The organism is Georgenia thermotolerans, from assembly GCF_009193185.1.
In the GTDB taxonomy this organism is placed as follows: domain Bacteria; phylum Actinomycetota; class Actinomycetes; order Actinomycetales; family Actinomycetaceae; genus Georgenia; species Georgenia thermotolerans.
In genome coordinates this window covers 16,177-37,281 of record NZ_VUKF01000037.1, presented here as the reverse complement: position 1 = coordinate 37,281, position 21,105 = coordinate 16,177, and the positions used below count along the sequence as shown (strand labels likewise).

The window sequence follows — 21,105 nt, the reverse complement described above, 5'->3', positions numbered from 1 at the left end:
GAGACGCCGCGTCCCGGCATGCGGGCACAGAGGTACCGTGCACGGGTGGCTACCGCACGTCCGCACGTCGTCCTGGTCGGCCCGCCCGGTGCGGGCAAGACCACCATCGGCACGCTCATCGCCCGGGTCCTCGGCGTCGACTTCCTCGACACCGACCACGAGGTCGAGCGGGTCGCCGGCATGTCCATCCCCGACCTCTTCCTCGCCCGCGGCGAGCCGGAGTTCCGCCAGCTCGAGCACGAGGTGGTCTCCGAGGTCCTCAAGGACCACCCGGGCGTCATCGCCCTCGGCGGCGGCGCCGTCCTCCACCCCGGCACCCAGGAGGCCCTGCGCGGGCACGAGGTGGTCTTCCTCGACGTCGACGTCGCCCAGGCGCTGCCGCGCGTGGGCCTGTCCGGCGTGCGCCCGCTCCTCATGGGCGACCCCGTGGGCAAGTTCAACGCCCTCATGACCGAGCGCCGGCCCATCTACGAGGGCGTGGCCACGATGCACGTGGTCACCACGGACCGCCGGCCCCAGGAGATCGCCGAGGAGATCCTGCTGGCCCTGTCGGGGCGCGGGGACGTCATCGTCGACCCCGCCCAGGTCCGTGAGGCCGTCGCCGAGCACGGCCCCGCCTCGCGCGTGCATGTGTCGGGCACGGCCGGCTACGACGTCGTCGTCGGGCACGGCCTGGAGGAGAGCGTGCTCGAGCTGGTGGGCGAGGCCGCCACCCGCGTGCTCGTCGTCCACCCCGCCTCCCTGACCGCGGCGGCCGAGCGGCTGCGCGCCACCCTGACCCGCGAGGGGCGCACCGCGGTGCTGCACGAGATCCCCGACGCCGAGCAGGCCAAGACCATCGACACCGTCGCCGCCTGCTGGGCGTTGCTGGGCGAGCAGCGCTTCGGCCGCGAGGACGCCGTCGTGGCCCTGGGCGGCGGAGCCACCACGGACGTCGCCGGGTTCGTCGCCGCCACCTGGCTGCGCGGGGTCCGCCTCGTCAACGTGCCCACCACGCTGCTGGGCATGGTCGACGCCGCCGTCGGCGGCAAGACAGGCATCAACACCGCCGAGGGCAAGAACCTCGTCGGGGCCTTCTACCCGCCGGCCGGGGTGGTGTGCGACCTCGACACCCTGCCCACCCTGCCGCCCGAGCAGCTGCGCTCGGGCCTGGCCGAGGTCGTCAAGGCCGGCTTCATCGCCGACGAGCAGATCCTGCGCATCGTCGAGGCCAACGGCGGCGCCGGCGCCCAGGACCCGCGCTCGGCCGCGCTGCGCGAGCTCGTCGAGCGCGCCGTGGCCGTCAAGGCCCGGGTGGTGGGGGAGGACCTGCGCGAGGCCGGGCTGCGGGAGATCCTCAACTACGGCCACACCCTCGGCCACGCCATCGAGCGCACCGAGGACTACCGCTGGCGCCACGGCGACGCCGTCGCCGTCGGCATGGTCTTCGCCGCCGAGCTCGCCCGCGCCGCCGGCATGCTCGACGCCGACGTCGTGCGCCGCCACCGCGACATCCTCGGCATGCTGCACCTGCCGGTCTCCTACCGCGGCGACCGCTGGCCGGAGCTCTACGACGCCATGGCCCACGACAAGAAGGTGCGCGGCAACGCGCTGCGCTTCGTCGTGCTGGAGGACGTCGCCCGCCCGACCATCCTGCGCGCGCCGGACCGCGAGCTGCTCGAGGAGGCCTACGCCCGGGTGAGCGGGCGGTGACGTACGGTGCGGGGATGACCGGCACCCCCGAGCCCGCGCCCCCCGCGACGACCGATCCGGGCGAGCCCGCCTCGGCGCCTCACCCCGCTGCGACGACCGCGTCGGAGTCTGAGCCCGCCGCGACGACGGCGAGGCCCGGTACCCGGCCGCTGCTCGTCCTCGTCGGGCCGCCCGGATCGGGCAAGAGCACGGTCGGCGCGCTGGTCGCCGAGTGGCTCGGCGTCGCGCTGACCGACACCGACGCCCTGCTGGCCGAGCGGGCCGGGCGCGGCGTGGGCGAGCTGTTCGTCGACGTCGGCGAGGAGCGGTTCCGCGACCTCGAGGACGCCGCGGTGGCCGAGGCGCTGACCGCGCCCGGCGTGCTCGCCCTCGGCAGCGGCGCCGTCGAGCACGCCGCGCCGGCCCTGGCGCGGTACCGGGCCGACGGCGGCACGGTCGTCTTCCTCGACGTCTCCCTGGCCGCGGGCATGCCCCGCGTCGGGCTCAACGCCCCCCGGTCGGTCACGCTGGGCAGCCCCCGCGCCCTCTTCTCCTCCATGGCGGCCCAGCGCCGTCCGGCCTACGAGGCGGTCGCCACGACGATGATCGACACGTCCGACAGGACGGTCGAGCAGGTCGCCGAGGCGGTGCTGGCGGCCCTGTCGGCGGCCGACTGAAGGATCCGGCGGGCCTTGATCACCGGCACTCAATGCCTAGGCCTTGATTCGGTGCTCTTAAGGATCTAGCCTTGATCCATGTTCGTCGTGACGGCCGACCAGCACGCCAGCACCGCCCACGGCGACAAGGTGGCCGAGCTTCTCGCCACGCTCGCCCCGTGGGCGGCCCGGCCGCCGGCGCGCGGCGCCGTCGCCCTGCCGCTGGAGCGCACGGTCGGCGACGAGGTCCAGACCGTCCTCACCACCCCGGAGGCGGCGCTGGACCTGGCGCTGCATCTCATGCGGCTGGGGGAGTGGGCCGTGGGCATCGGCGCCGGGGCGGTCAACGAGCCGCTGGCCGAGACGTCCCGGGCGAGCTCGGGTCCGGCGTTCGTCCACGCCCGCAACGCCGTCGAGCGCGCGCGCGGCCGCGGGGTGCCGGCCCCCGTCGTCGTCGCCGGCGAGGACACGGAGGCCGCCCGGCAGGCGACCGCCCTCGTGCAGCTGCTCGCCTCCGTCGTCCGGCGCCGGTCCGCCGCCGGCTGGGAGGTGGCCGACCTGCTCCAGCCGGACGTCCGGCAGAAAGACGTCGCGGCACGCCTGGGCATCTCCGAGCAGGCGGTCAGCCAGCGGGTACGGTCGGCCCTGCTGGAGGAGGAGCTGGGTGTCCGCCCGCTGGCGGCCGCCCTGATCGAGCGGGCGGCCGGCGCGGCGCGCGGCGAGGACGAGGGGAGCGCGACGTGACGTTCGACACGGGCCGGCTGCTGCCGTCCGCCGTCGCCATCGCCGTGGTGCTGGTCCTCTCGGTCTTCCTCGGCCGCCTGCTGGTCGGCTACGTGCTGCGCCGGGTCGAGCCGGGGCCCGCCGTGCCCGGGCTGCTGCGCGGCGGCACCTGGATCGGCATGCTGGAGCGACTGACCATCACCGGCGCGATCCTCGCCGGCTTCCCCGAGGCCGTCGCCGTCGTCCTCGCCGTCAAGGGCCTCGGCCGCTACCCCGAGCTGCGCGAGGCGCATCCGGACAAGCGCAGCCCCGCCGCAGAGCGGTTCATCATCGGCACGCTGGCGAGCTACGCGTGGGCGGCGGCGTGCGGCCTCCTCGGCGTCTGGGCCCTGACCGGGGTATCCTGACGGGCGCTCTGGACCGCCGGCCGCGACCTGCCGGTCGGACCGACCTCCCAGTTCCCGACGAAGGACGGCTCCTCAAGTGGCTTCGACCAACGACCTGAAGAACGGCATGGTGCTCAACATCGACGGACAGCTCTGGTCCGTCGTGGAGTTCCAGCACGTCAAGCCCGGCAAGGGCCCGGCCTTCGTCCGCACCAAGCTCAAGAACGTCCTGTCCGGCAAGAGCATCGACAAGACCTTCAACGCGGGCGTGAAGGTCGAGACCGCCACGGTGGACCGCCGCGACATGCAGTACCTGTACAAGGACGGCACCGACTTCGTCTTCATGGACTCCTCCACCTACGAGCAGCTGCCGATCGCGGCGGAGACCGTGGGCGACGCGGCGAACTTCCTGCTCGAGAACCAGGAGGCCATCGTCGCGATGCACGACGGGCAGGTCCTCTCCGTCGAGCTGCCCGCCTCGGTGGTCCTGGAGATCACCTACACCGAGCCCGGCCTGCAGGGCGACCGCTCCTCCGCGGGCACCAAGCCCGCCACCCTCGAGACCGGCTACGAGATCCAGGTCCCGCTCTTCCTCGACAACAACACCAAGGTCAAGGTGGACACGCGCACCGGGGAGTACCTCGGCCGCGCCAGCTGACCCGCCGGCTCGTCACCAGGCGCCCGGCGAGGCGCCACAGCACCACCTGGCCGCCGCTGGCCGACCCGCTCCCGCACCGCGAGGCCGGCGGGTCAGCCGGCGGCGGCGCCCGTTCCCGACCGGCCCGCCGGTCACCCCTCGCAACCAGGAAGGACCTCGGTGTCCGCACGCAGCAAGGCCCGTCGGCGGGCGCTGGACGTCCTCTTCGAGGCTGACCAGAAGGGCCGCACCTCCGCGGAGGACCTGCTCGACCTGCTCGGCCAGCGCGAGCAGGTGACCGTCGCGCAGGGCCCGTTCCCGGCCTACGCCGGCGAGATCGTCAAGGGCGTTGCCGCCCACCGCAGCGAGATCGACGAGCTGCTCACCACCTACTCCCAGGGCTGGACGCTCGAGCGGATGCCGGTGGTCGACCGGTGCATCCTGCGCCTGGGCACGTGGGAGCTGCTCTACAACGACGAGGTGCCCGACGCCGTCGCCGTCGACGAGGCCGTCGCCCTCGCCGCCGAGCTGTCCACCGACGAGTCGCCGTCGTTCGTCAACGGCCTCCTCGGGCGCCTGCTGGAGCTCAAGCCGACGCTGCTCGACTGAGCGCTGAGCCGGCCGGCGGGGCCGCTGCGGCGCCGGCGGGCGCCGCGCGGCACGTGGGCGGCGCCGGGTGCCGCGCGGCACGTGGTCGCCGCGCGGTCCGTGCGCCTGACCTCCCAGGCCGGCCGGCAGTGAGGCCCGTCACACCTCGTCTCAGAACTGGGACGCCGCCGGGGAGGGCACCCGCGCCGGAGGTACGATCGCCGCCGTCAGACATCCTTTAAGGCCCGTCCTGTGAGGCGGGGAAGGAGGTCCCCCGTGGCCACCATGCCCACGAGCCCCGGCGCCGCGCGCCAGGTGCTCTCCGACTCGGACGTCGCGCGGTCCCTGACCCGCATCGCCCACGAGATCCTCGAGCGCAACCACGGCAGCGACGACGTCGTCCTGCTGGGGATCCCCACCCGGGGAGTCCCGCTCGCCGAGCGCATCGCGGCCCGGATGGCCGCCACCGAGGGGCGCGAGTCCCTCCCCGTCGGGGCGCTCGACATCACGATGTACCGCGACGACCTGCGCGGCCAGCCCACCCGCACCCTCGGGCTGACCACGCTGCCCGACGGGGGGATCGACGACAAGGTCGTGGTCCTGGTCGACGACGTGCTCTTCTCCGGCCGCACCATCCGCGCGGCGCTGGACGCGCTCAACGACCTGGGCCGCCCGCGCGCGGTCCAGCTCGCCGTCCTCGTCGACCGCGGCCACCGCGAGCTGCCGATCCGGGCCGACTTCGTCGGCAAGAACCTGCCCACCGCGCGCGCCGAGCGGGTGCGCGTCCAGCTCGCCGAGACCGACCGGGTCCCCGACTCCGTGACCATCTCCGACGGCACCCCCAGCCCGGCCGGCGCCGGTCGCGCCGGCGGGACGGGCACCGCGGCCGGCGCGGAGGCGCAGCGATGAGGCACCTGCTCTCCGCCGCGGACCTCAGCCACGCCGAGGCCGTCGACATCCTCGACACCGCCGAGGCCATGGCCGCGACCCAGCAGCGCACCATCAAGAAGCTGCCGACGCTGCGCGGGCGCACCGTGGTCAACCTCTTCTTCGAGGACTCCACCCGCACCCGCATCTCCTTCGAGGCCGCCGCCAAGCGGCTCAGCGCGGACGTCATCAACTTCTCCGCCAAGGGCTCCTCGGTCTCCAAGGGCGAGTCCCTCAAGGACACCGCCCAGACGCTGCAGGCCATGGGCGCCGACGGCGTGGTCATCCGCCACCAGGCCTCCGGGGCGCCCTACCGCCTGGCGCACGCCGGCTGGATCGACGTCCCGGTGCTCAACGCCGGCGACGGCACCCACCAGCACCCCACCCAGGCGCTGCTCGACGCCTTCACCCTCCGGCGCCACCTGCACGGCGGCGGCGCGGCGGCCCCGACCGGCACCGACCTCGCCGGTGCCCGCGTGACGATCGTCGGGGACGTCCTCCACTCCCGGGTGGCCCGATCCGACGTCGACCTGCTCACCACCCTGGGCGCCCAGGTCACCCTCGTCGCCCCGCCCACCCTGCTGCCCGTGGGCATGGAGGGCTGGCCGTGCACGATGCGCTACGACCTCGACGAGGCCATCGCCGCCGACGCACCCGACGCGGTGATGATGCTGCGCGTCCAGCGCGAGCGGATGTCCTCCGCCGGCGGCGGGTTCTTCCCCTCCCCGCTGGAGTACCACCGTCGCTACGGCCTGGACGGCGCCCGCCTGCGCGCGCTGCCCGGCCACGCCGTCGTCATGCACCCCGGGCCGATGAACCGGGGCCTGGAGATCAGCGCCGAGGCCGCCGACTCGCCCCGCTCGGTCGTCGTCGAGCAGGTCGCCAACGGCGTGAGCGTGCGCATGGCGGTGCTCTACCTGCTGCTGGCCGGCGAGGAGGGGGCGGGCCACGCCGCGCCCGCAGCCCACGCGGAGCCGGGTGCCGCGGCCGTGCCCGCCGCCCCGGCCGCGACCGAGCCCGCCGCCCTGGCCGACGCCACCACCCGCACCACCGAAGGGACCGCCCAGTGACCGACCACCTCCTCCGCGGCGTCCGGCCCCTGGGCGCGGAGCCGACCGACCTGTTCCTCGCCGGCGGCGTCATCGCCGCCGTCGGCGCCGACGCCGCCCGGATGGCCCGCGAGTCCGCCGACGTCGTCACGGTCGAGGCCGACGGGCTCGTCGCCCTGCCCGGCCTCGTCGACCTGCACACCCACCTGCGCGAGCCCGGCCGCGAGGACACCGAGACGGTCGAGACCGGCACCCGCGCCGCGGCCCTGGGCGGCTTCACCGCCGTCCACGCCATGGCCAACACCACCCCGGTCGCCGACACCGCCGGCGTCGTGGAGCAGGTGTGGAACCTCGGCCGCCAGGCCGGCTGGGTCGACGTGCACCCCGTGGGCGCCGTCTCCGTCGGCCTGCAGGGGGAGATGCTCGCCGAGCTCGGCGCCATGGCCGCCTCCGCCGCCCGGGTGCGGGTCTTCTCCGACGACGGCAGGTGCGTGGCCGACCCGGTGCTCATGCGCCGGGCCCTGGAGTACGTCAAGAGCTTCGACGGCGTCATCGCCCAGCACGCCCAGGAGCCGCGGCTGACCGAGGGCGCCCAGATGCACGAGGGTGTGGTCTCCGCCGAGCTGGGCCTGGCCGGCTGGCCGGCCGTGGCCGAGGAGTCGATCATCGCCCGCGACGTCCTGCTGGCCGAGCACGTCGGCTCCCGCCTGCACGTGTGCCACCTGTCCACCGCCGGCTCGGTCGACATCATCCGCTGGGCCAAGTCCCGCGGCATCGCGGTCACCGCCGAGGTCACCCCGCACCACCTGCTGCTGACCGACGAGCTCGCCCGCTCCTACGACCCGCGCTTCAAGGTCAACCCGCCCCTGCGCACCGCCGAGGACGTCGAGGCGGTGCGCGCGGGCCTGGAGGACGGCACGATCGACATCGTCGCCACCGACCACGCCCCGCACGCGGCGGAGGACAAGGACTGCGAGTGGGCCGCCGGCGCCTTCGGCATGACCGGGCTGGAGACGGCGCTGCCGGTGGTCCAGCAGGTCATGGTCGACACCGGCCGCATGACGTGGGCCGACGTCGCCCGCGTGCTCTCCACGGCGCCCGCCGCCATCGGCCGGGTGAGCGACCACGGCCGCCCCCTGGCCGTCGGGGAGCCGGCCAACCTCACCCTCGTGGACCCGGCCGCGCGCCGGGTCGTCGACCCGGCGGCGCAGGCCACCCGGTCGGCCAACACCCCGTTCGCCGGGCGGGAGCTCCCCGGCCAGGTCATGGCGACGTTCCTGCGGGGACGCGCCACCGTGCTCGACGGCGCCCCCGTGGCGCGTGAGGAGGTCGGCGCATGAGCGCGCCCACCACGAACACCCCGGCGACCCGGACGGGCTCCGGCCCGCGCCGGGCGGTGCGCGAGCCCGCGCTGCTCGTGCTCGAGGACGGGTACGTGCTGCGCGGCAGCGCGTACGCCGCCACCGGCCGGACGGTGGGCGAGATCGTCTTCTCCACCGGCATGACCGGCTACCAGGAGACCCTCACCGACCCCTCCTACCACCGCCAGATCGTCGTCATGACGGCCCCGCACATCGGCAACACCGGCGTGAACGAGGAGGACCCGGAGTCCTCCCGGATCTGGGTCGCCGGGTACGTCGTGCGCGACCCCGCCCGCCGCGCGTCGAGCTGGCGCGCCACCCGCGAGCTCGAGGACGAGCTCGCCGACCAGGACGTCGTCGGCATCTGCGACGTCGACACCCGCGCCCTGACCCGCCACCTGTGCGAGCGGGGCGTCATGCGGGCCGGGATCTTCTCCGGCGCCGCGCTGCCCGCCGGCGCCGACCACCTCACCGACCAGGCGATGGAGGTCCTCCTCGACGTCGTGCGCGAGTCCCCGCAGATGCTCGGCGCGGACCTGGCCCGGGAGGTCTCCACCGAGGAGGCCTACGTGGTCGAGCCGGCGGGGGAGTTCGCCGGCCAGGAGCCGGTGGCGACCGTCGTCGCCGTCGACCTGGGTATCAAGGCCCGCACGCCGCAGCAGCTCGCCGCCCGCGGGGTGCGGGTGCACGTGGTGCCCCAGCGCACCACCCTCGCCGAGGTCCTCGCCCACGAGCCGGACGGGGTGTTCTTCTCCAACGGCCCCGGCGACCCCGAGGCCGCCACCCACGAGGTCGACCTGCTGCGCGGCGTCCTGGACGCGGGGCTGCCCTTCTTCGGCATCTGCTTCGGCAACCAGCTGCTCGGGCGGGCCCTGGGCTACGGCACCTACAAGCTCGAGTACGGCCACCGCGGGGTCAACCAGCCGGTCCTGGACCGCACCACCGGCAAGGTGGAGATCACCGCCCACAACCACGGCTTCGCCGTCGACGCCCCGGTGTCCGCGCCCTCGACCGCCCCCTACGAGGACGGCCGGTACGGCCGGGTCGAGGTGTCCCACGTGGCCCTCAACGACAACGTCGTGGAGGGGCTGCGCGCCCTGGACATCCCCGCGTTCTCGGTGCAGTACCACCCCGAGGCGGCCGCCGGCCCGCACGACGCCGAGCACCTCTTCGACCGGTTCGTCCGGCTCATGCTCACCCACCGGCGCCAGCGCACCGGCGACCCGGACGCCCCGCCGCTGGCCGGCTCCGGCGCCCCCGCCGCCGCCGGACCCGCCACCACCATCATCCCCACCGACGAGAGCGAGGCCCGCTGATGCCCCGGCGCACCGACATCTCCAGCGTCATGGTCATCGGCTCCGGCCCGATCGTGATCGGCCAGGCCGCGGAGTTCGACTACTCCGGCACCCAGGCCGTGCGCGTGCTGCGCGAGGAGGGCCTGCGGGTCATCCTCGTCAACTCCAACCCGGCCACGATCATGACCGACCCCGAGCTGGCCGACGCCACCTACGTCGAGCCCATCACCCCCGAGGTCGTCGCGACGATCATCGCCAAGGAGCGCCCCGACGCCCTGCTGCCCACCCTGGGCGGGCAGACCGCGCTCAACACCGCCCTGGCGCTGTACGAGAACGGCGTGCTCGAGGAGTACGGCGTCGAGCTGATCGGCGCCTCCATCGACGCGATCAACGCCGCCGAGGACCGCCAGGCCTTCAAGGACGTCGTCGAGCGCTGCGGCGCCGAGAGCGCCCGCTCCGCGATCGCCCACTCCCTCGAGGAGGCCCACGCGATCGCGGCCGAGCTCGGCTTCCCGCTGGTGGTGCGCCCCTCGTTCACCATGGGCGGCTTGGGCTCGGGCATGGCCTACGACGCCGCGGACCTCGACCGCATCGCCGGCGCGGGCCTGCACTACTCGCCGACCACCGAGGTGCTCCTGGAGGAGTCCATCCTCGGCTGGAAGGAGTTCGAGCTCGAGCTCATGCGCGACAAGGCGGACAACGTCGTCGTCGTGTGCTCCATCGAGAACGTCGACCCCGTCGGGGTGCACACCGGCGACTCCATCACCGTCGCCCCGGCGCTGACGCTGACCGACCGCGAGTACCAGAAGCTGCGCGACGTCGGCATCGCGATCATCCGCGAGGTCGGCGTGGACACCGGCGGCTGCAACGTCCAGTTCGCCGTCGAGCCCACCACCGGCCGCGTCGTCGTCATCGAGATGAACCCGCGCGTCTCGCGCTCCTCCGCGCTGGCGTCGAAGGCCACCGGCTTCCCGATCGCGAAGATCGCCGCGCGCCTGGCCGTGGGATACACCCTCGACGAGATCCCCAACGACATCACCGGCTCCACCCCGGCCTCCTTCGAGCCGACGCTGGACTACGTCGTCGTCAAGGTCCCGCGGTTCGCGTTCGAGAAGTTCCCCGCCGCCGACCCCACCCTGACCACCACCATGAAGTCGGTGGGCGAGGCGATGGCGCTGGGGCGGAACTTCACCGAGGCGCTGCAGAAGGCCATGCGCTCGATCGACAAGACCGGCAGCGTCTTCCACTGGGACGGCCCCGTGCCCGACGCCGCCCAGGTCGCCGCGCTGCTGGAGTCGGTGCGCACGCCCACCGAGCACCGCCTGGTCGACGTCCAGCAGGCCCTGCGCGGCGGGGCGACGGTGGAGCAGCTGTACGAGGCGACCGCGATCGACCCGTGGTTCCTCGACCAGCTCGTCCTCATCGAGGAGGTCGCCGCCCAGGTGCGCGAGGCCGACGCCCTCACCCAGGGCGTGCTGCGCCTGGCCAAGCGGCACGGCTTCTCCGACGCCCAGATCGGCCGGCTGCGCGGGCTGGGCGAGGAGGTCGTGCGCGAGGTGCGCCACGCCTACGGGCTGCGCCCGGTCTACAAGACCGTCGACACCTGCGCCGCAGAGTTCGCCGCCCGGACCCCGTACCACTACTCCGCCTACGACACCGAGACCGAGGTGGCCCCGCGCGAGCGCGAGGCCGTGATCATCCTCGGCTCCGGGCCCAACCGCATCGGCCAGGGCATCGAGTTCGACTACTCCTGCGTGCACGCCACCCTGGCGCTGGCCGAGCGGTACGACACGGTGATGGTCAACTGCAACCCGGAGACCGTCTCCACCGACTACGACATCTCCGACCGGCTCTACTTCGAGCCGCTGACCTTCGAGGACGTCCTGGAGGTCTACCACGCCGAGCTCGCCGCCGGGCCGGTGGCCGGCGTCGTCGTGCAGCTCGGCGGGCAGACCCCGCTCTCCCTCGCCCAGCGCCTGGCCGACGCCGGGGTGCCGATCCTGGGCACCCCGCCCGAGGCGATCGACGCCGCCGAGGACCGCGGCGCGTTCGGCGCCGTCCTGGACCGGGCGGGCCTGCCCGCCCCCGCCTACGGCACGGCGACGACGGCGGAGCAGGCGTTCGCCGTCGCCAACCGGATCGGCTTCCCGGTGCTCGTGCGGCCCAGCTACGTCCTGGGCGGGCGCGGCATGGAGATCGTCTACGACGAGGACGGGCTGCGCGACTACGTCGCCCGCTCCTCCCTGGGCGGGCACGCCGGCGCCACCGATGCCTCGCGCCGCGTGGCCCCGCTGCTCATCGACCGGTTCCTCGACGACGCCATCGAGATCGACGTCGACGCCCTCTACGACGGCACCGAGCTCTACCTCGGCGGCGTCATGGAGCACATCGAGGAGGCCGGCATCCACTCGGGCGACTCCGCCTGCGTGCTGCCGCCGGTGACCCTGTCGCACAAGGAGATCGCGCGCATCCGCCGCTCCACCGAGGCCATCGCCGCCGGGGTGGGGGTGCGCGGGCTCATCAACATCCAGTTCGCGCTCGTCTCCGACGTCCTGTACGTCATCGAGGCCAACCCGCGCGCCTCCCGCACCGTGCCGTTCGTGGCCAAGGCCACCGGGGTGCCGCTGGCCAAGGCCGCGGCGCTGATCATGGCGGGGGAGACGGTGGCCTCGCTGCGCGAGCGGGGCGTGCTGCCCGAGCAGGACGCGACGGTGATCGACCTCGACGCCCCGCTGGCCGTCAAGGAGGCGGTGCTGCCGTTCAAGCGGTTCGCCACCGCCTCCGGGTCGATCGTCGACACGGTCCTGGGCCCGGAGATGCGCTCGACGGGCGAGGTCATGGGCTTCGACACCACGTTCCCGCTGGCGTTCGCGAAGTCCCAGACGGCGGCCTTCGGCGGCCTGCCGACCTCGGGGCGGGTGTTCGTCTCCGTGGCGGACCGGGACAAGCGCTCGCTCGTCTTCCCGGTCACCCGCCTGGTCGAGCTCGGCTACGAGATCCTCGCCACCGAGGGCACCGCCGCGGTGCTGCGCCGCCACGGCGTCCACGCGCGGGTGGTGCGCAAGGCCTCCGACGGGCGCGGCCCGAACGGCGAGCCGACGGTCATCGACCTCATCACCGACGGGGACATCGACATGGTCGTCAACACGCCCAACGGGCAGGGCGCCCGCGCCGACGGCTACGACATCCGCACCGCCACCACCGCCGCGGACAAGGCGATCATCACCACCGTCCAGCAGTTCGGTGCGGCGGTTCAAGCCATCGAGGCGGTCACCGCGGGGGCGTACACGGTGCGCAGCCTGCAGGAGCACGACGGCGACCGCCTCGCCCGCCGGCACGCCCGGCACGCGGCGGCGCCAGCCGGAGCCGCGGCGGCGGCGCCCGCGGCGGCGGGGCTGGCGTGAGCAGCGCGACGGGTCCGGGAGCCGCGCCGGCTCCCGGCCCCGGGCCGGCTCCCGGCGCCGCCAAGGCGAGCGGTCCGGCGGACGCCGCCGGCGCGCCCGCCCCCTTCGGGACCCGGCTCGCCGCCGCCATGACGCAGCACGGCCCGGTGTGCGTCGGGATCGACCCCCACCCCGCGCTGCTCGCCCAGTGGGGCCTTGCGGACGACGTCGACGGGCTGCGCCGCTTCAGCCTCGGCGTCGTCGAGGCGCTCGGCGGCCGGGTGGCCGCGCTCAAGCCGCAGTCGGCGTTCTTCGAGCGGCACGGCTCGCGGGGGATCGCCGTCCTGGAGGAGGTCCTCGCCGCCGCCCGCGATGCCGGCACGCTCAGCGTGCTCGACGTCAAGCGCGGCGACATCGGCTCCACCATGGCCGGCTACGCCGACGCCTATCTGCGCGACGGCGCCCCGCTCGCCGCCGACGCCGTGACGCTCTCGCCGTATCTCGGTTTCGAGTCGCTGCGCCCCGCGCTGGACGCGGCCGGGGCCGGCGGGCGCGGGGTCTTCGTCCTGGCGCTGACCTCCAACCCCGAGGGCGCCCAGGTCCAGCACGCCTTCGGCGTGGAGGGCTCGGTGGCGGGGCAGATGGTGGCCGGCGCGCGCGCCGAGAACGCCGCCGACGACGGCGCCCCGCTAGGGTCCGTCGGCCTGGTGGTCGGCGCGACCGTCGGGGCGGCGGTGCGCGACCTCAACCTCGACCTCGCCGCCGTCCACGGCCCGCTCCTGGCCCCTGGCGTGGGCGCCCAGGGCGCCGGCGCGGCCGAGCTCGCGGAGGTCTTCGGCGAGGCCCGCTCGCAGGTGCTCGCCTCCACCTCCCGCGGCGTGCTGCGCGGCGGGCCGGACGCCGCGGCGCTGCGCGGCGCCCTGGCCCAGGCGGTCGACCAGGCCCGGGCGGCCCTGGCGGGCTGACGTGGCCGGCGGCCGCGGCCCCGTCCCGGACATCCCCGCGGGCGACGTCCCAGCGGGGGGCGTCCCAGCGAGCGACGTCCCAGCGGGCGAGGCCCCGGCGAGGGACCTCCCCGCGGGGACGCTCCGGGTGGAGGTCGCGCCCGCGCTGCGCTTCCACCTGCCGCCCCCGCGGCGCCGCCCCGCGCTCACCGTGCCGGCGGACCCGGCGGTGACGGTGGGGCACGTCGTCCAGGCGCTCGGCGTGCCCCTGACCGAGGTCGGACAGCTCGTGCTGGACGACGACCCGGTGGACCCGGCGGCGCGCGCCGTCGGCGCCCGGCTCCTCGTGCCGGCGGTGCCGGCGCCGCAGCCGGCGCCCACCTCCCCGCCGCGCTTCGTCCTGGACGTCCACCTCGGTTCGCTGGCGCGGCGGCTGCGCCTGCTCGGCCTCGACGTCGCCTACGCCCGCGACGCCGCCGACGACGACCTGGCCGCCACGGCACTGGCCGAGGACCGCGTGCTGCTCACCCGCGACCGGGAGCTGCTGCGCCGCCGGGCCCTGTCCGTCCCGCCCCGCCACGCGGCCTTCGTGCGGGCCACCGCCGTCGAGCCCCAGACGGCCGAGGTGCTGCGGCGCTTCGCCCCGCCGCTCGCGCCCTGGACGCGCTGCCTGGTCTGCGGCGGCCCGCTCGAGGCCACGACGAAGGCGGAGCTGGGGGAGCTGCTGCCGGCCGGGACCCGGCGCACCTACGACGAGTTCGCCCGCTGCGCCCGGTGCGGGCGGCCGTTCTGGCGCGGCGCGCACAGCCGGGGCCTCGAGGAAGCGGTGCGCCGTGCGCAGGAGGTGCTCGAGGAGATGCCGCGGGTGATCGGCGAGACGGCGCACGACGTGCAGGGCGATGCGGCCCAGCAGGTGCCGGGGGAGGCCGCGCCGGGGGTCCCGTGACGACGCGCGGAGCGGGGGCGGCGGCTGTCACGGTTCCCTCACCAGCGGCGGAGCTTGCCGGTACCGTGGAGAGATAGCGAGTCCCCTTGCGAGTCCCCACCGCCCTCCCTGCTCCAGACGAGGTGACCGACGTGGCCCTGCCGCCGTTGACCCCCGAACAGCGTGCCGCCGCCCTGGCAAAGGCCGCCGCCGCGCGCGCGACCCGCGCCGAGGTCAAGAGCAAGCTCAAGTACTCCCAGGTGCGGCTCTCCGAGGTCCTCGAGGCGGCGCGCACCGACGACGCCCTCGCCAAGCTCAAGGTCGTCTCCCTGCTCGAGGCGCTGCCCGGTGTGGGCAAGGCCACGGCACGCTCCCTCATGGCCGAGATCGGGATCTCCGAGGCCCGGCGCGTGCGCGGCCTGGGCCCGCACCAGGCCGCCTCGCTGGTCGAGCGCTTCGGCTGACCGCCCGCCCCCACCCCAGCCACAGACGGTCTCCGGCCGTTTTCCGCCCCGCGGTGCCGCCCTGGCAGGATGGGCAACCATGACCGACCCCGCCCCCGCCAGCCCGCCGCCGACCACCACGCCCGCCCGCCTTACGGTGCTGTCCGGGCCCACGGCGGTCGGCAAGGGCACGGTGAGCGCGGAGATGCGCCGTCGTCGGCCCGACCTGTGGATCTCGGTCTCCTGCACCACCCGCCCGCAGCGGCCCGGTGAGGTCGAGGGCGTGCACTACCACTTCGTCACGCCCGAGCGCTTCGACGAGCTGGTCGCCACCGGGCAGATGCTCGAGTGGGCGGTCGTGCACGGGGTGCACCGCTACGGCACCCCCCGCGAGCCGGTCGAGCGCCAGCTCGGCGCCGGCCGCCCGGTCCTCCTCGAGCTCGACCTGCAGGGCGCCCGGCAGGTGCGCGTGGCGATGCCCGAGGCCCAGTTCGTCTTCCTCGCCCCGCCCACGTTCGACGAGCTCGTGCACCGCCTGGTCGGCCGCGGCACCGAGGGGCCCGAGGAGCGCGAGCGGCGCCTGGCCACCGCGCGCCAGGAGCTCGACGCCGTCACCGAGTTCGACCACGTCGTCGTCAACGACGACGTGACACGTGCCACGGACGAGCTGATGCGCCTCATGGGGTTGCAGGAGCAGGTAGCATAGAAGGCTGTATGCGCCCACGCCGGCGCGTCACCGAACCATCGAGCCCTAAGAAGGTCACGCATGTACGGAACCGTCGCCGCCCCCGAGGGCATCACCGACCCGCCGATCGACGAGCTGCTCGAGAAGGTCGACTCCAAGTACGCCCTGGCGATCTACGCCGCGAAGCGCGCCCGGCAGATCAACACCTACAACGCCCAGCTCCAGGAGGGCCTCCTCGAGTTCGTCGGCCCGCTCGTGCCGGCCGCGCAGGAGGACAAGCCGCTGTCCATCGCGCTGCGCGAGGTCAACGAAGGCATGCTCACCCTCACCCGGATTGAGGACTAGCCTCGTCGGCATGACGGAGAGTCCCGGCACACGCGCCGCCACGCCCCCGCAGGGGACGGGCGGCGCGTTGCGCATCGTCCTGGGGGTCACCGGCGGGATCGCCGCCTACAAGGCCGCCTACGTGCTGCGCCTGCTGCGCGAGGCCGGGCACCACGTGCGGGTCGTCCCCACCGAGTCCGCCCTGCGCATGGTCGGCCGGCCCACCTGGGAGGCGCTGTCCGGGGAGCCGGTGCGCACCGGCGTCTTCGACGACGCCGAGCACGTCGACCACGTGGCCCTCGGCCGTGGCGCGGACCTGCTCGTCGTGGCCCCGGCGACGGCGAACCTCCTCGCCAAGGCGGCCGCCGGCCTCGCCGACGACCTGCTGAGCACCACCCTCCTCACCGTGACCTGCCCGGTGCTGCTGGCTCCCGCGATGCACACCGAGATGTGGCTCAACCCCGCCACCCAGGCCAACGTCGCGACCCTGCGCGGCCGCGGCATCCACGTGCTCGACCCCGACTCCGGCCGCCTCACCGGCGCCGACACGGGCCCCGGACGCCTGCCCGAGCCCCCTGCGATCGTCGACGCCGCGCTGGCGCTGGTCGGGCGCGCGCCGGGCGGTGCGCCGGTGTCCGTCGATGCCACCGCGCACGCCGACGCCACCACGCACGCCGGCGCCGTCCCGCACGACGGCGCCGCACCGGCCGCCGCCACGCACGACGGCGCCGTACCGGACGCCGGCACGCACGACGGCGGGGCACCGGCCGCCGGCGACCTCGCCGGCCGCCTGGTCGTCGTCTCCGCGGGCGGCACCCGCGAGCCGCTCGATCCCGTGCGATTCCTCGGCAACCGCTCCAGCGGCCGGCAGGGGGTGGCGATCGCCGCCGCCGCCGCCCGGCGCGGGGCCCGGGTCGTCCTCGTGGCCGCCAACGTCGACAAGGCGCTGCTCCCGGACGCGCCGGCCATCGAGGTACGCGAGGTGGAGACCACCGCGCAGCTGCGCGACGCCGTCCGCGCCGCGGCCACCCGCGCCGACGTCGTCGTCATGGCCGCCGCCGTCGCCGACTTCCGGCCGGCGACCAGCGCCGCCCACAAGATCAAGAAGACCGCCGCGGGCCCGGCCCCCATCGAGCTGGTGAAGAACCCCGACATCCTCGCCGAGCTCGCCGCCGAGCGGCTGCGGCCCGGCCAGGTCGTCGTCGGCTTCGCCGCCGAGACCGGTGACAGCGAGGGCGACGTGCTCGAGCACGGCCGTGCCAAGGCCCGCCGCAAGGGCGCCGACCTGCTCGCCGTCAACGAGGTCGGCTCCGCCGTGGGCTTCGGCGACGTGCCCAACTCCGTCACCGTGCTCGACGCCGCCGGCGAGGTCCTCGCCAGCGCGGAGGGCAGCAAGGCGGTGGTCGCCGACGCCCTGCTGGACGCCGTCGCGGACCGGCTGCGTATGGCGACTACGATCGACCGGTGACTTCTGCACAGCGCCAGTTCACCTCGGAGTCGGTGACCGAGGGGCATCCGGACAAGGTCTGCGACCGCATCTCGGACAGCATCCTCGACGCGATCCTCGAACAGGACCCCACCGCCCGGGTGGCGGTGGAGACGATGGTGACCACCGGCCTGGTGCACGTGGTGGGCGAGGTGACCACCGACGCGTACGTGGAGATCCCGCAGATCGTGCGCGACGAGGTCACCCGGATCGGGTACACCTCCTCCAACATCGGCTTCGACGGGCGCTCGTGCGGGGTGTCGATCTCCATCGGCCAGCAGTCGCCGGACATCTCGGCCGGGGTGAGCAAGTCCGTCGAGGGCCGGGAGGACTCCGCCGCCTACGACGCGCTGGACATCCAGGGCGCGGGGGACCAGGGCCTGATGTTCGGCTACGCCTGCGACGACACCCCGCAGCTGATGCCGCTGCCGATCTACCTGGCGCACCGGCTGGCCGAGCGGCTGGCGAAGGTGCGCAAGGAGGGCATCGTCGCCGGGTTGCGCCCGGACGGGAAGACCCAGGTGACCATCGGCTACGACGGCGACCGGCCGGTGAGCCTGGACACCGTGGTGGTCTCCACCCAGCACGACGGGTGGGTGCGCCAGGACCTGCTGCACGGGCAGGTCGCCCGCGAGGTGGTCGCCCCGGTGCTGGAGGAGGCCGGGGTGGACCTGCGCGCCGACGGGTTCGACCTGCTGGTCAACCCCACCGGCAAGTTCGAGGTCGGCGGGCCGATGGGTGACGCCGGGCTGACCGGGCGGAAGATCATCGTCGACACCTACGGCGGCATGGCCCGCCACGGCGGCGGGGCGTTCTCCGGCAAGGACCCCTCGAAGGTGGACCGCTCCGCCGCGTACGCGATGCGGTGGGTGGCCAAGAACGTCGTGGCCGCGGGGCTGGCGCGCCGCTGCGAGGTGCAGGTGGCCTACGCGATCGGCAAGGCGCACCCGGTGGGGCTGTACGTGGAGACCTTCGGCACCGAGACGGTGCCGGTGGAGCACATCCAGATGGCCATCCGCGAGGTGTTCGACCTGCGCCCGGCCGCGATCATCCGCGACCTGGACCTGCTGCGCCCGATCTTCCGGCACACCTCCGCCTACGGGCACTTCGGCCGCGAGCTGCCCGAGTTCACCTGGGAGCGCACCGACCGCGTCGCCGACCTGCGCGCCGTCGTCGGCTGACGCCCACCGGGCCAACGGCGGCACGGCGGCGGGTACCCGTCGCGCCGGTGCTGCACGCGGGTGCGTCGCGCCGGCTCTTCGCGCCGGTGTCCCGGCGCGTCCCCTCCCGCCGGTGTCCCGGTGCGCCGGGCCGCCGGCCGTCTACGCACGGCCTTGGCGCAGCGTGTCGGCGGCGCGTGATGAGATGAGGACATGACCCCGCCGAGCAGCTCCCGCCCCCAGCAGGGGGCGCTGCTCGATCTGCCCGCGGCCGCTCCGGTCGCCGTCGACGGCGCCGGTGTCACCGACCCGGTCGCGCGCGTCGTGGTGGACGTGCCCCTGCCGCACCTGGACCACACCTTCGACTACCTCGTGCCGCCGGCCATGGCGGCGACGGCGCTGCCGGGCACCCGCGTGCAGGTCCGCTTCGCCGGCCGGGACCGCTCCGCGTTCGTGGTCGAGCGGCGTGCGGACACGGACCACCACGCGACGCTGGCGCCGCTACGCCGCGCCGTCTCCGCCGTGCCCGTGCTCACGCCGACCGTGCTCGCGCTGTGCCGCGCGGTCGCGGACCGGTACGCCGGCACGCTCATGGACGTCGTGCGCCTCGCGGTGCCCCCGCGGCACGCCACCACGGAGAAGGCGGTCCTGGACAAGCACGGCGCCGGCGAGGCGCCGACGGTGCCCGCGCCGGAGGGATGGGCCTGGCGGGCCTACACCGGCGGCCCGGCCTTCCTGCGGCACCTGGCGGCGGGGGAGAGCCCGCGCGCGGTGTGGACCGCGCTGCCCGGTCATCACTCCGCCGCACCCGCGCCCGTCCCGGCGGCGGCCGACGGTCCCGCGCCCATCGCCGCCTGGCCGCTGGCCGTGGCGGAGGCCGCGCAGGCAGCCCGTGCCTCCGGCCGCGGGGTCCTTGTCGTCGTCCCCACCACCCGCCACGTCACCCAGGTCGTCGACGCTCTGGCGGCGGTGCTGCCGGACGAGCCGGTCGTGCGCCTGGTCGCCGACGACGGCCCCTCCAAGCGTTACCGCGCCTTCCTCCGCGCGCTGCTGGGCGACGCGCGCGTCGTCGTGGGCACTCGCGCGGCGGCGTTCGCCCCGGTCCAGGACCTCGGGCTGTGCGTGATCTTCGACGACGGCGACGACCGGCTCGCCGAGCCCCACGCGCCCTACCCCCACGCCCGCCAGGTGCTCGCGCTGCGGGCCGAGCAGGAGCGGGCGGCCCTGCTGGTCGGCGGGTTCGCCCGCACGGTCGAGGCGCAGCTGCTCGTCGACACGCGCTGGGCCCATCCCGTCCAGGCACCCCGCGAGGCGCTGCGGGCGGCGACCCCCCGCGTCGAGGCGCCCACGGAGGTTGACCTCGCGCGGGAGGGCGCCGCGGCCGCCGCCCGCATCCCGCACCCGGCCTGGCGCCTCGCCAAGAACGCCCTGGAATCCGGCCCAGTGCTGGTCCAGGTCGCCCGGGGCGGCTACGTCCCCGTCGTGGCCTGCGCGCGGTGCCGCGAACCAGCCCGCTGCCGCGCCTGCCACGGGCCGCTGCGCCTGGAGCGCGCCGGCGCCGCACCGACCTGCTCCTGGTGTGGGCGGCACGCGACCGACTGGGCGTGCCCCACCTGCGGGGCCACCGCGCTGCGCGCCGGCCGTGTCGGCTCCAACCGCACCGCCGAGGAGCTCGGCCGGGCCTTCCCGTCGGTGCCCGTCGTCGTCTCCGGCACCACCGCCAGCCACGGCGTCGTCGAGACCGTGGACGACCGACCGCGCCTGGTGGTCGCCACGCCGGGGGCGGAGCCGGTCGCCCAGGGCGGGTACGTCGCCGCACTCCTCCTCGACGGGGCGGTCAGCACCTCCCGGCCCGAGCTGTGGGCGTCCGCCGAGGCTTTGCGCCGCTGGCTCGGGGCCGCGGCGCTGGTGCGGGGCGCCTCCGACGGCGGGCGGGTCATGCTGCTCGGCCAGCCCGCGCCGGTCCCCGCCCAGGCGCTCGTGCGCTGGGACCCCGCCGGCTTCGCCGAGCGGGAGCTCGCCGAGCGGACCGAGCTGGCCTTCCCGCCCGCCGTGCGGATGGCCGCGGTGCAGGGGCCGCCGGCGGCCGTGCGGTCATTCCTCGGTCACCTCGAGCCGCTCGAGGGGCTGGAGGTCCTCGGCCCAGTGGAGGTCGTCCCCCGGCGCCCCGGCGACGCCGCACCGGAGGCCGACGAGCGTGCGGGCGGCCGCCGCAGCGGGGCACGGACCCGCGGCACGGCACGCGCCGTAGCGGCCACGCCGCCGGAGACGGAGGTGCGCGCCGTGCTGCGCGTCGAGCGGCGGCGCGGCACCGCGCTGTGCCGCGCCCTGGCCCATGCCGCCGCCGCCCGCAGCGCCCGGAAGGAGGCCGGGGCCGTCCGGGTGCAGGTCGACCCGCCCGACCTGTGGTGACCCTCGCCCGACGTCCCACCCTGTCCGTGGCACGTGGGCGATGATGACGC

General features: G+C 75.3%; 19 protein-coding genes. All 19 read left to right on the top strand.

Going from position 1 to position 21,105, the window contains the following annotated elements; all coding sequences use genetic code 11:
• Window positions 1-45: 45 nt before the first annotated feature.
• Entirely contained in the window at window positions 46-1,692 is a 1,647-nt protein-coding gene (gene aroB / locus GD970_RS22615; RefSeq protein WP_319593470.1) for a 3-dehydroquinate synthase, read from the top strand.
• A gap of 14 nt (window positions 1,693-1,706) precedes the next feature.
• Window positions 1,707-2,348 (top strand): shikimate kinase, encoded by a 642-nt coding sequence (locus GD970_RS16010; RefSeq protein WP_152203900.1) that lies wholly within the window; start codon window positions 1,707-1,709, stop codon window positions 2,346-2,348.
• A gap of 78 nt (window positions 2,349-2,426) precedes the next feature.
• Window positions 2,427-3,071, top strand: coding sequence for a hypothetical protein (locus GD970_RS16005; RefSeq protein WP_152203899.1), 645 nt, complete (start codon window positions 2,427-2,429; stop codon window positions 3,069-3,071).
• Window positions 3,068-3,457 (top strand): hypothetical protein, encoded by a 390-nt coding sequence (locus GD970_RS16000; RefSeq protein ID WP_226925395.1) that lies wholly within the window; start codon window positions 3,068-3,070, stop codon window positions 3,455-3,457. Before GD970_RS16005 ends, GD970_RS16000 begins: the two co-directional genes overlap by 4 nt.
• Before the next feature lie 76 nt (window positions 3,458-3,533).
• Complete coding sequence (gene efp, locus GD970_RS15995) at window positions 3,534-4,094, top strand: elongation factor P (protein ID WP_152203898.1); 561 nt, start codon at window positions 3,534-3,536, stop codon at window positions 4,092-4,094.
• Between the two features lie 159 nt (window positions 4,095-4,253).
• The gene (gene nusB, locus GD970_RS15990; RefSeq protein ID WP_152203897.1) at window positions 4,254-4,682 is read left to right on the top strand and encodes a transcription antitermination factor NusB; all 429 of its coding nucleotides are present in this window, start codon (window positions 4,254-4,256) and stop codon (window positions 4,680-4,682) included.
• A gap of 264 nt (window positions 4,683-4,946) precedes the next feature.
• Window positions 4,947-5,570, top strand: a complete 624-nt coding sequence (gene pyrR, locus GD970_RS15985) for a bifunctional pyr operon transcriptional regulator/uracil phosphoribosyltransferase PyrR (protein WP_152203915.1) — start codon at window positions 4,947-4,949, stop codon at window positions 5,568-5,570.
• Window positions 5,567-6,658, top strand: coding sequence for an aspartate carbamoyltransferase catalytic subunit (locus tag GD970_RS15980; RefSeq protein WP_152203896.1), 1,092 nt, complete (start codon window positions 5,567-5,569; stop codon window positions 6,656-6,658). The genes pyrR and GD970_RS15980 overlap by 4 nt, the downstream gene beginning before the upstream one ends.
• The gene (locus tag GD970_RS15975; protein WP_152203895.1) at window positions 6,655-7,977 is read left to right on the top strand and encodes a dihydroorotase; all 1,323 of its coding nucleotides are present in this window, start codon (window positions 6,655-6,657) and stop codon (window positions 7,975-7,977) included. The genes GD970_RS15980 and GD970_RS15975 overlap by 4 nt, the downstream gene beginning before the upstream one ends.
• Complete coding sequence (carA, locus tag GD970_RS15970) at window positions 7,974-9,314, top strand: glutamine-hydrolyzing carbamoyl-phosphate synthase small subunit (protein WP_152203894.1); 1,341 nt, start codon at window positions 7,974-7,976, stop codon at window positions 9,312-9,314. Before GD970_RS15975 ends, carA begins: the two co-directional genes overlap by 4 nt.
• Window positions 9,314-12,697, top strand: coding sequence for a carbamoyl-phosphate synthase large subunit (gene carB, locus GD970_RS15965; protein ID WP_152203893.1), 3,384 nt, complete (start codon window positions 9,314-9,316; stop codon window positions 12,695-12,697). Before carA ends, carB begins: the two co-directional genes overlap by 1 nt.
• Entirely contained in the window at window positions 12,694-13,641 is a 948-nt protein-coding gene (gene pyrF, locus GD970_RS15960) for an orotidine-5'-phosphate decarboxylase (RefSeq protein ID WP_226925394.1), read from the top strand. The genes carB and pyrF overlap by 4 nt, the downstream gene beginning before the upstream one ends.
• 127 nt (window positions 13,642-13,768) lie before the next feature.
• Window positions 13,769-14,566, top strand: a complete 798-nt coding sequence (locus tag GD970_RS15955; RefSeq protein ID WP_152203892.1) for a Mut7-C RNAse domain-containing protein — start codon at window positions 13,769-13,771, stop codon at window positions 14,564-14,566.
• 131 nt (window positions 14,567-14,697) lie between these two features.
• Entirely contained in the window at window positions 14,698-15,009 is a 312-nt protein-coding gene (mihF, locus tag GD970_RS15950) for an integration host factor, actinobacterial type (protein WP_152203891.1), read from the top strand.
• 79 nt (window positions 15,010-15,088) lie between these two features.
• On the top strand, window positions 15,089-15,694 hold the full coding sequence (gene gmk, locus GD970_RS15945; RefSeq protein WP_152203890.1) for a guanylate kinase: 606 nt from the start codon (window positions 15,089-15,091) through the stop codon (window positions 15,692-15,694).
• A gap of 60 nt (window positions 15,695-15,754) precedes the next feature.
• On the top strand, window positions 15,755-16,018 hold the full coding sequence (gene rpoZ / locus GD970_RS15940; RefSeq protein WP_152203889.1) for a DNA-directed RNA polymerase subunit omega: 264 nt from the start codon (window positions 15,755-15,757) through the stop codon (window positions 16,016-16,018).
• Window positions 16,019-16,085: 67 nt separating this feature from the next.
• Window positions 16,086-17,465, top strand: a complete 1,380-nt coding sequence (locus GD970_RS15935) for a bifunctional phosphopantothenoylcysteine decarboxylase/phosphopantothenate synthase (RefSeq protein WP_152203913.1) — start codon at window positions 16,086-16,088, stop codon at window positions 17,463-17,465.
• Window positions 17,462-18,664 (top strand): methionine adenosyltransferase, encoded by a 1,203-nt coding sequence (gene metK, locus GD970_RS15930; RefSeq protein ID WP_152203888.1) that lies wholly within the window; start codon window positions 17,462-17,464, stop codon window positions 18,662-18,664. Before GD970_RS15935 ends, metK begins: the two co-directional genes overlap by 4 nt.
• A 192-nt stretch (window positions 18,665-18,856) precedes the next feature.
• Complete coding sequence (locus GD970_RS15925) at window positions 18,857-21,055, top strand: primosomal protein N' (RefSeq protein WP_152203887.1); 2,199 nt, start codon at window positions 18,857-18,859, stop codon at window positions 21,053-21,055.
• Window positions 21,056-21,105 lie beyond the last annotated feature (50 nt).

Excerpts from the sequence above, each read along its gene's own strand:
- GD970_RS16010 (WP_152203900.1), top strand. The coding sequence starts at position 1,707 with ATGACCGGCACCCCCGAGCCCGCGCCCCCCGCGACGACCGATCCGGGC.
- GD970_RS16005 (WP_152203899.1), top strand. The coding sequence starts at position 2,427 with ATGTTCGTCGTGACGGCCGACCAGCACGCCAGCACCGCCCACGGCGAC.
- pyrR (WP_152203915.1), top strand. The coding sequence starts at position 4,947 with ATGCCCACGAGCCCCGGCGCCGCGCGCCAGGTGCTCTCCGACTCGGAC.
- GD970_RS15980 (WP_152203896.1), top strand. The coding sequence starts at position 5,567 with ATGAGGCACCTGCTCTCCGCCGCGGACCTCAGCCACGCCGAGGCCGTC.
- carA (WP_152203894.1), top strand. The coding sequence starts at position 7,974 with ATGAGCGCGCCCACCACGAACACCCCGGCGACCCGGACGGGCTCCGGC.
- carB (WP_152203893.1), top strand. The coding sequence starts at position 9,314 with ATGCCCCGGCGCACCGACATCTCCAGCGTCATGGTCATCGGCTCCGGC.
- gmk (WP_152203890.1), top strand. The coding sequence starts at position 15,089 with ATGACCGACCCCGCCCCCGCCAGCCCGCCGCCGACCACCACGCCCGCC.
- rpoZ (WP_152203889.1), top strand. The coding sequence starts at position 15,755 with ATGTACGGAACCGTCGCCGCCCCCGAGGGCATCACCGACCCGCCGATC.
- GD970_RS15925 (WP_152203887.1), top strand. The coding sequence starts at position 18,857 with ATGACCCCGCCGAGCAGCTCCCGCCCCCAGCAGGGGGCGCTGCTCGAT.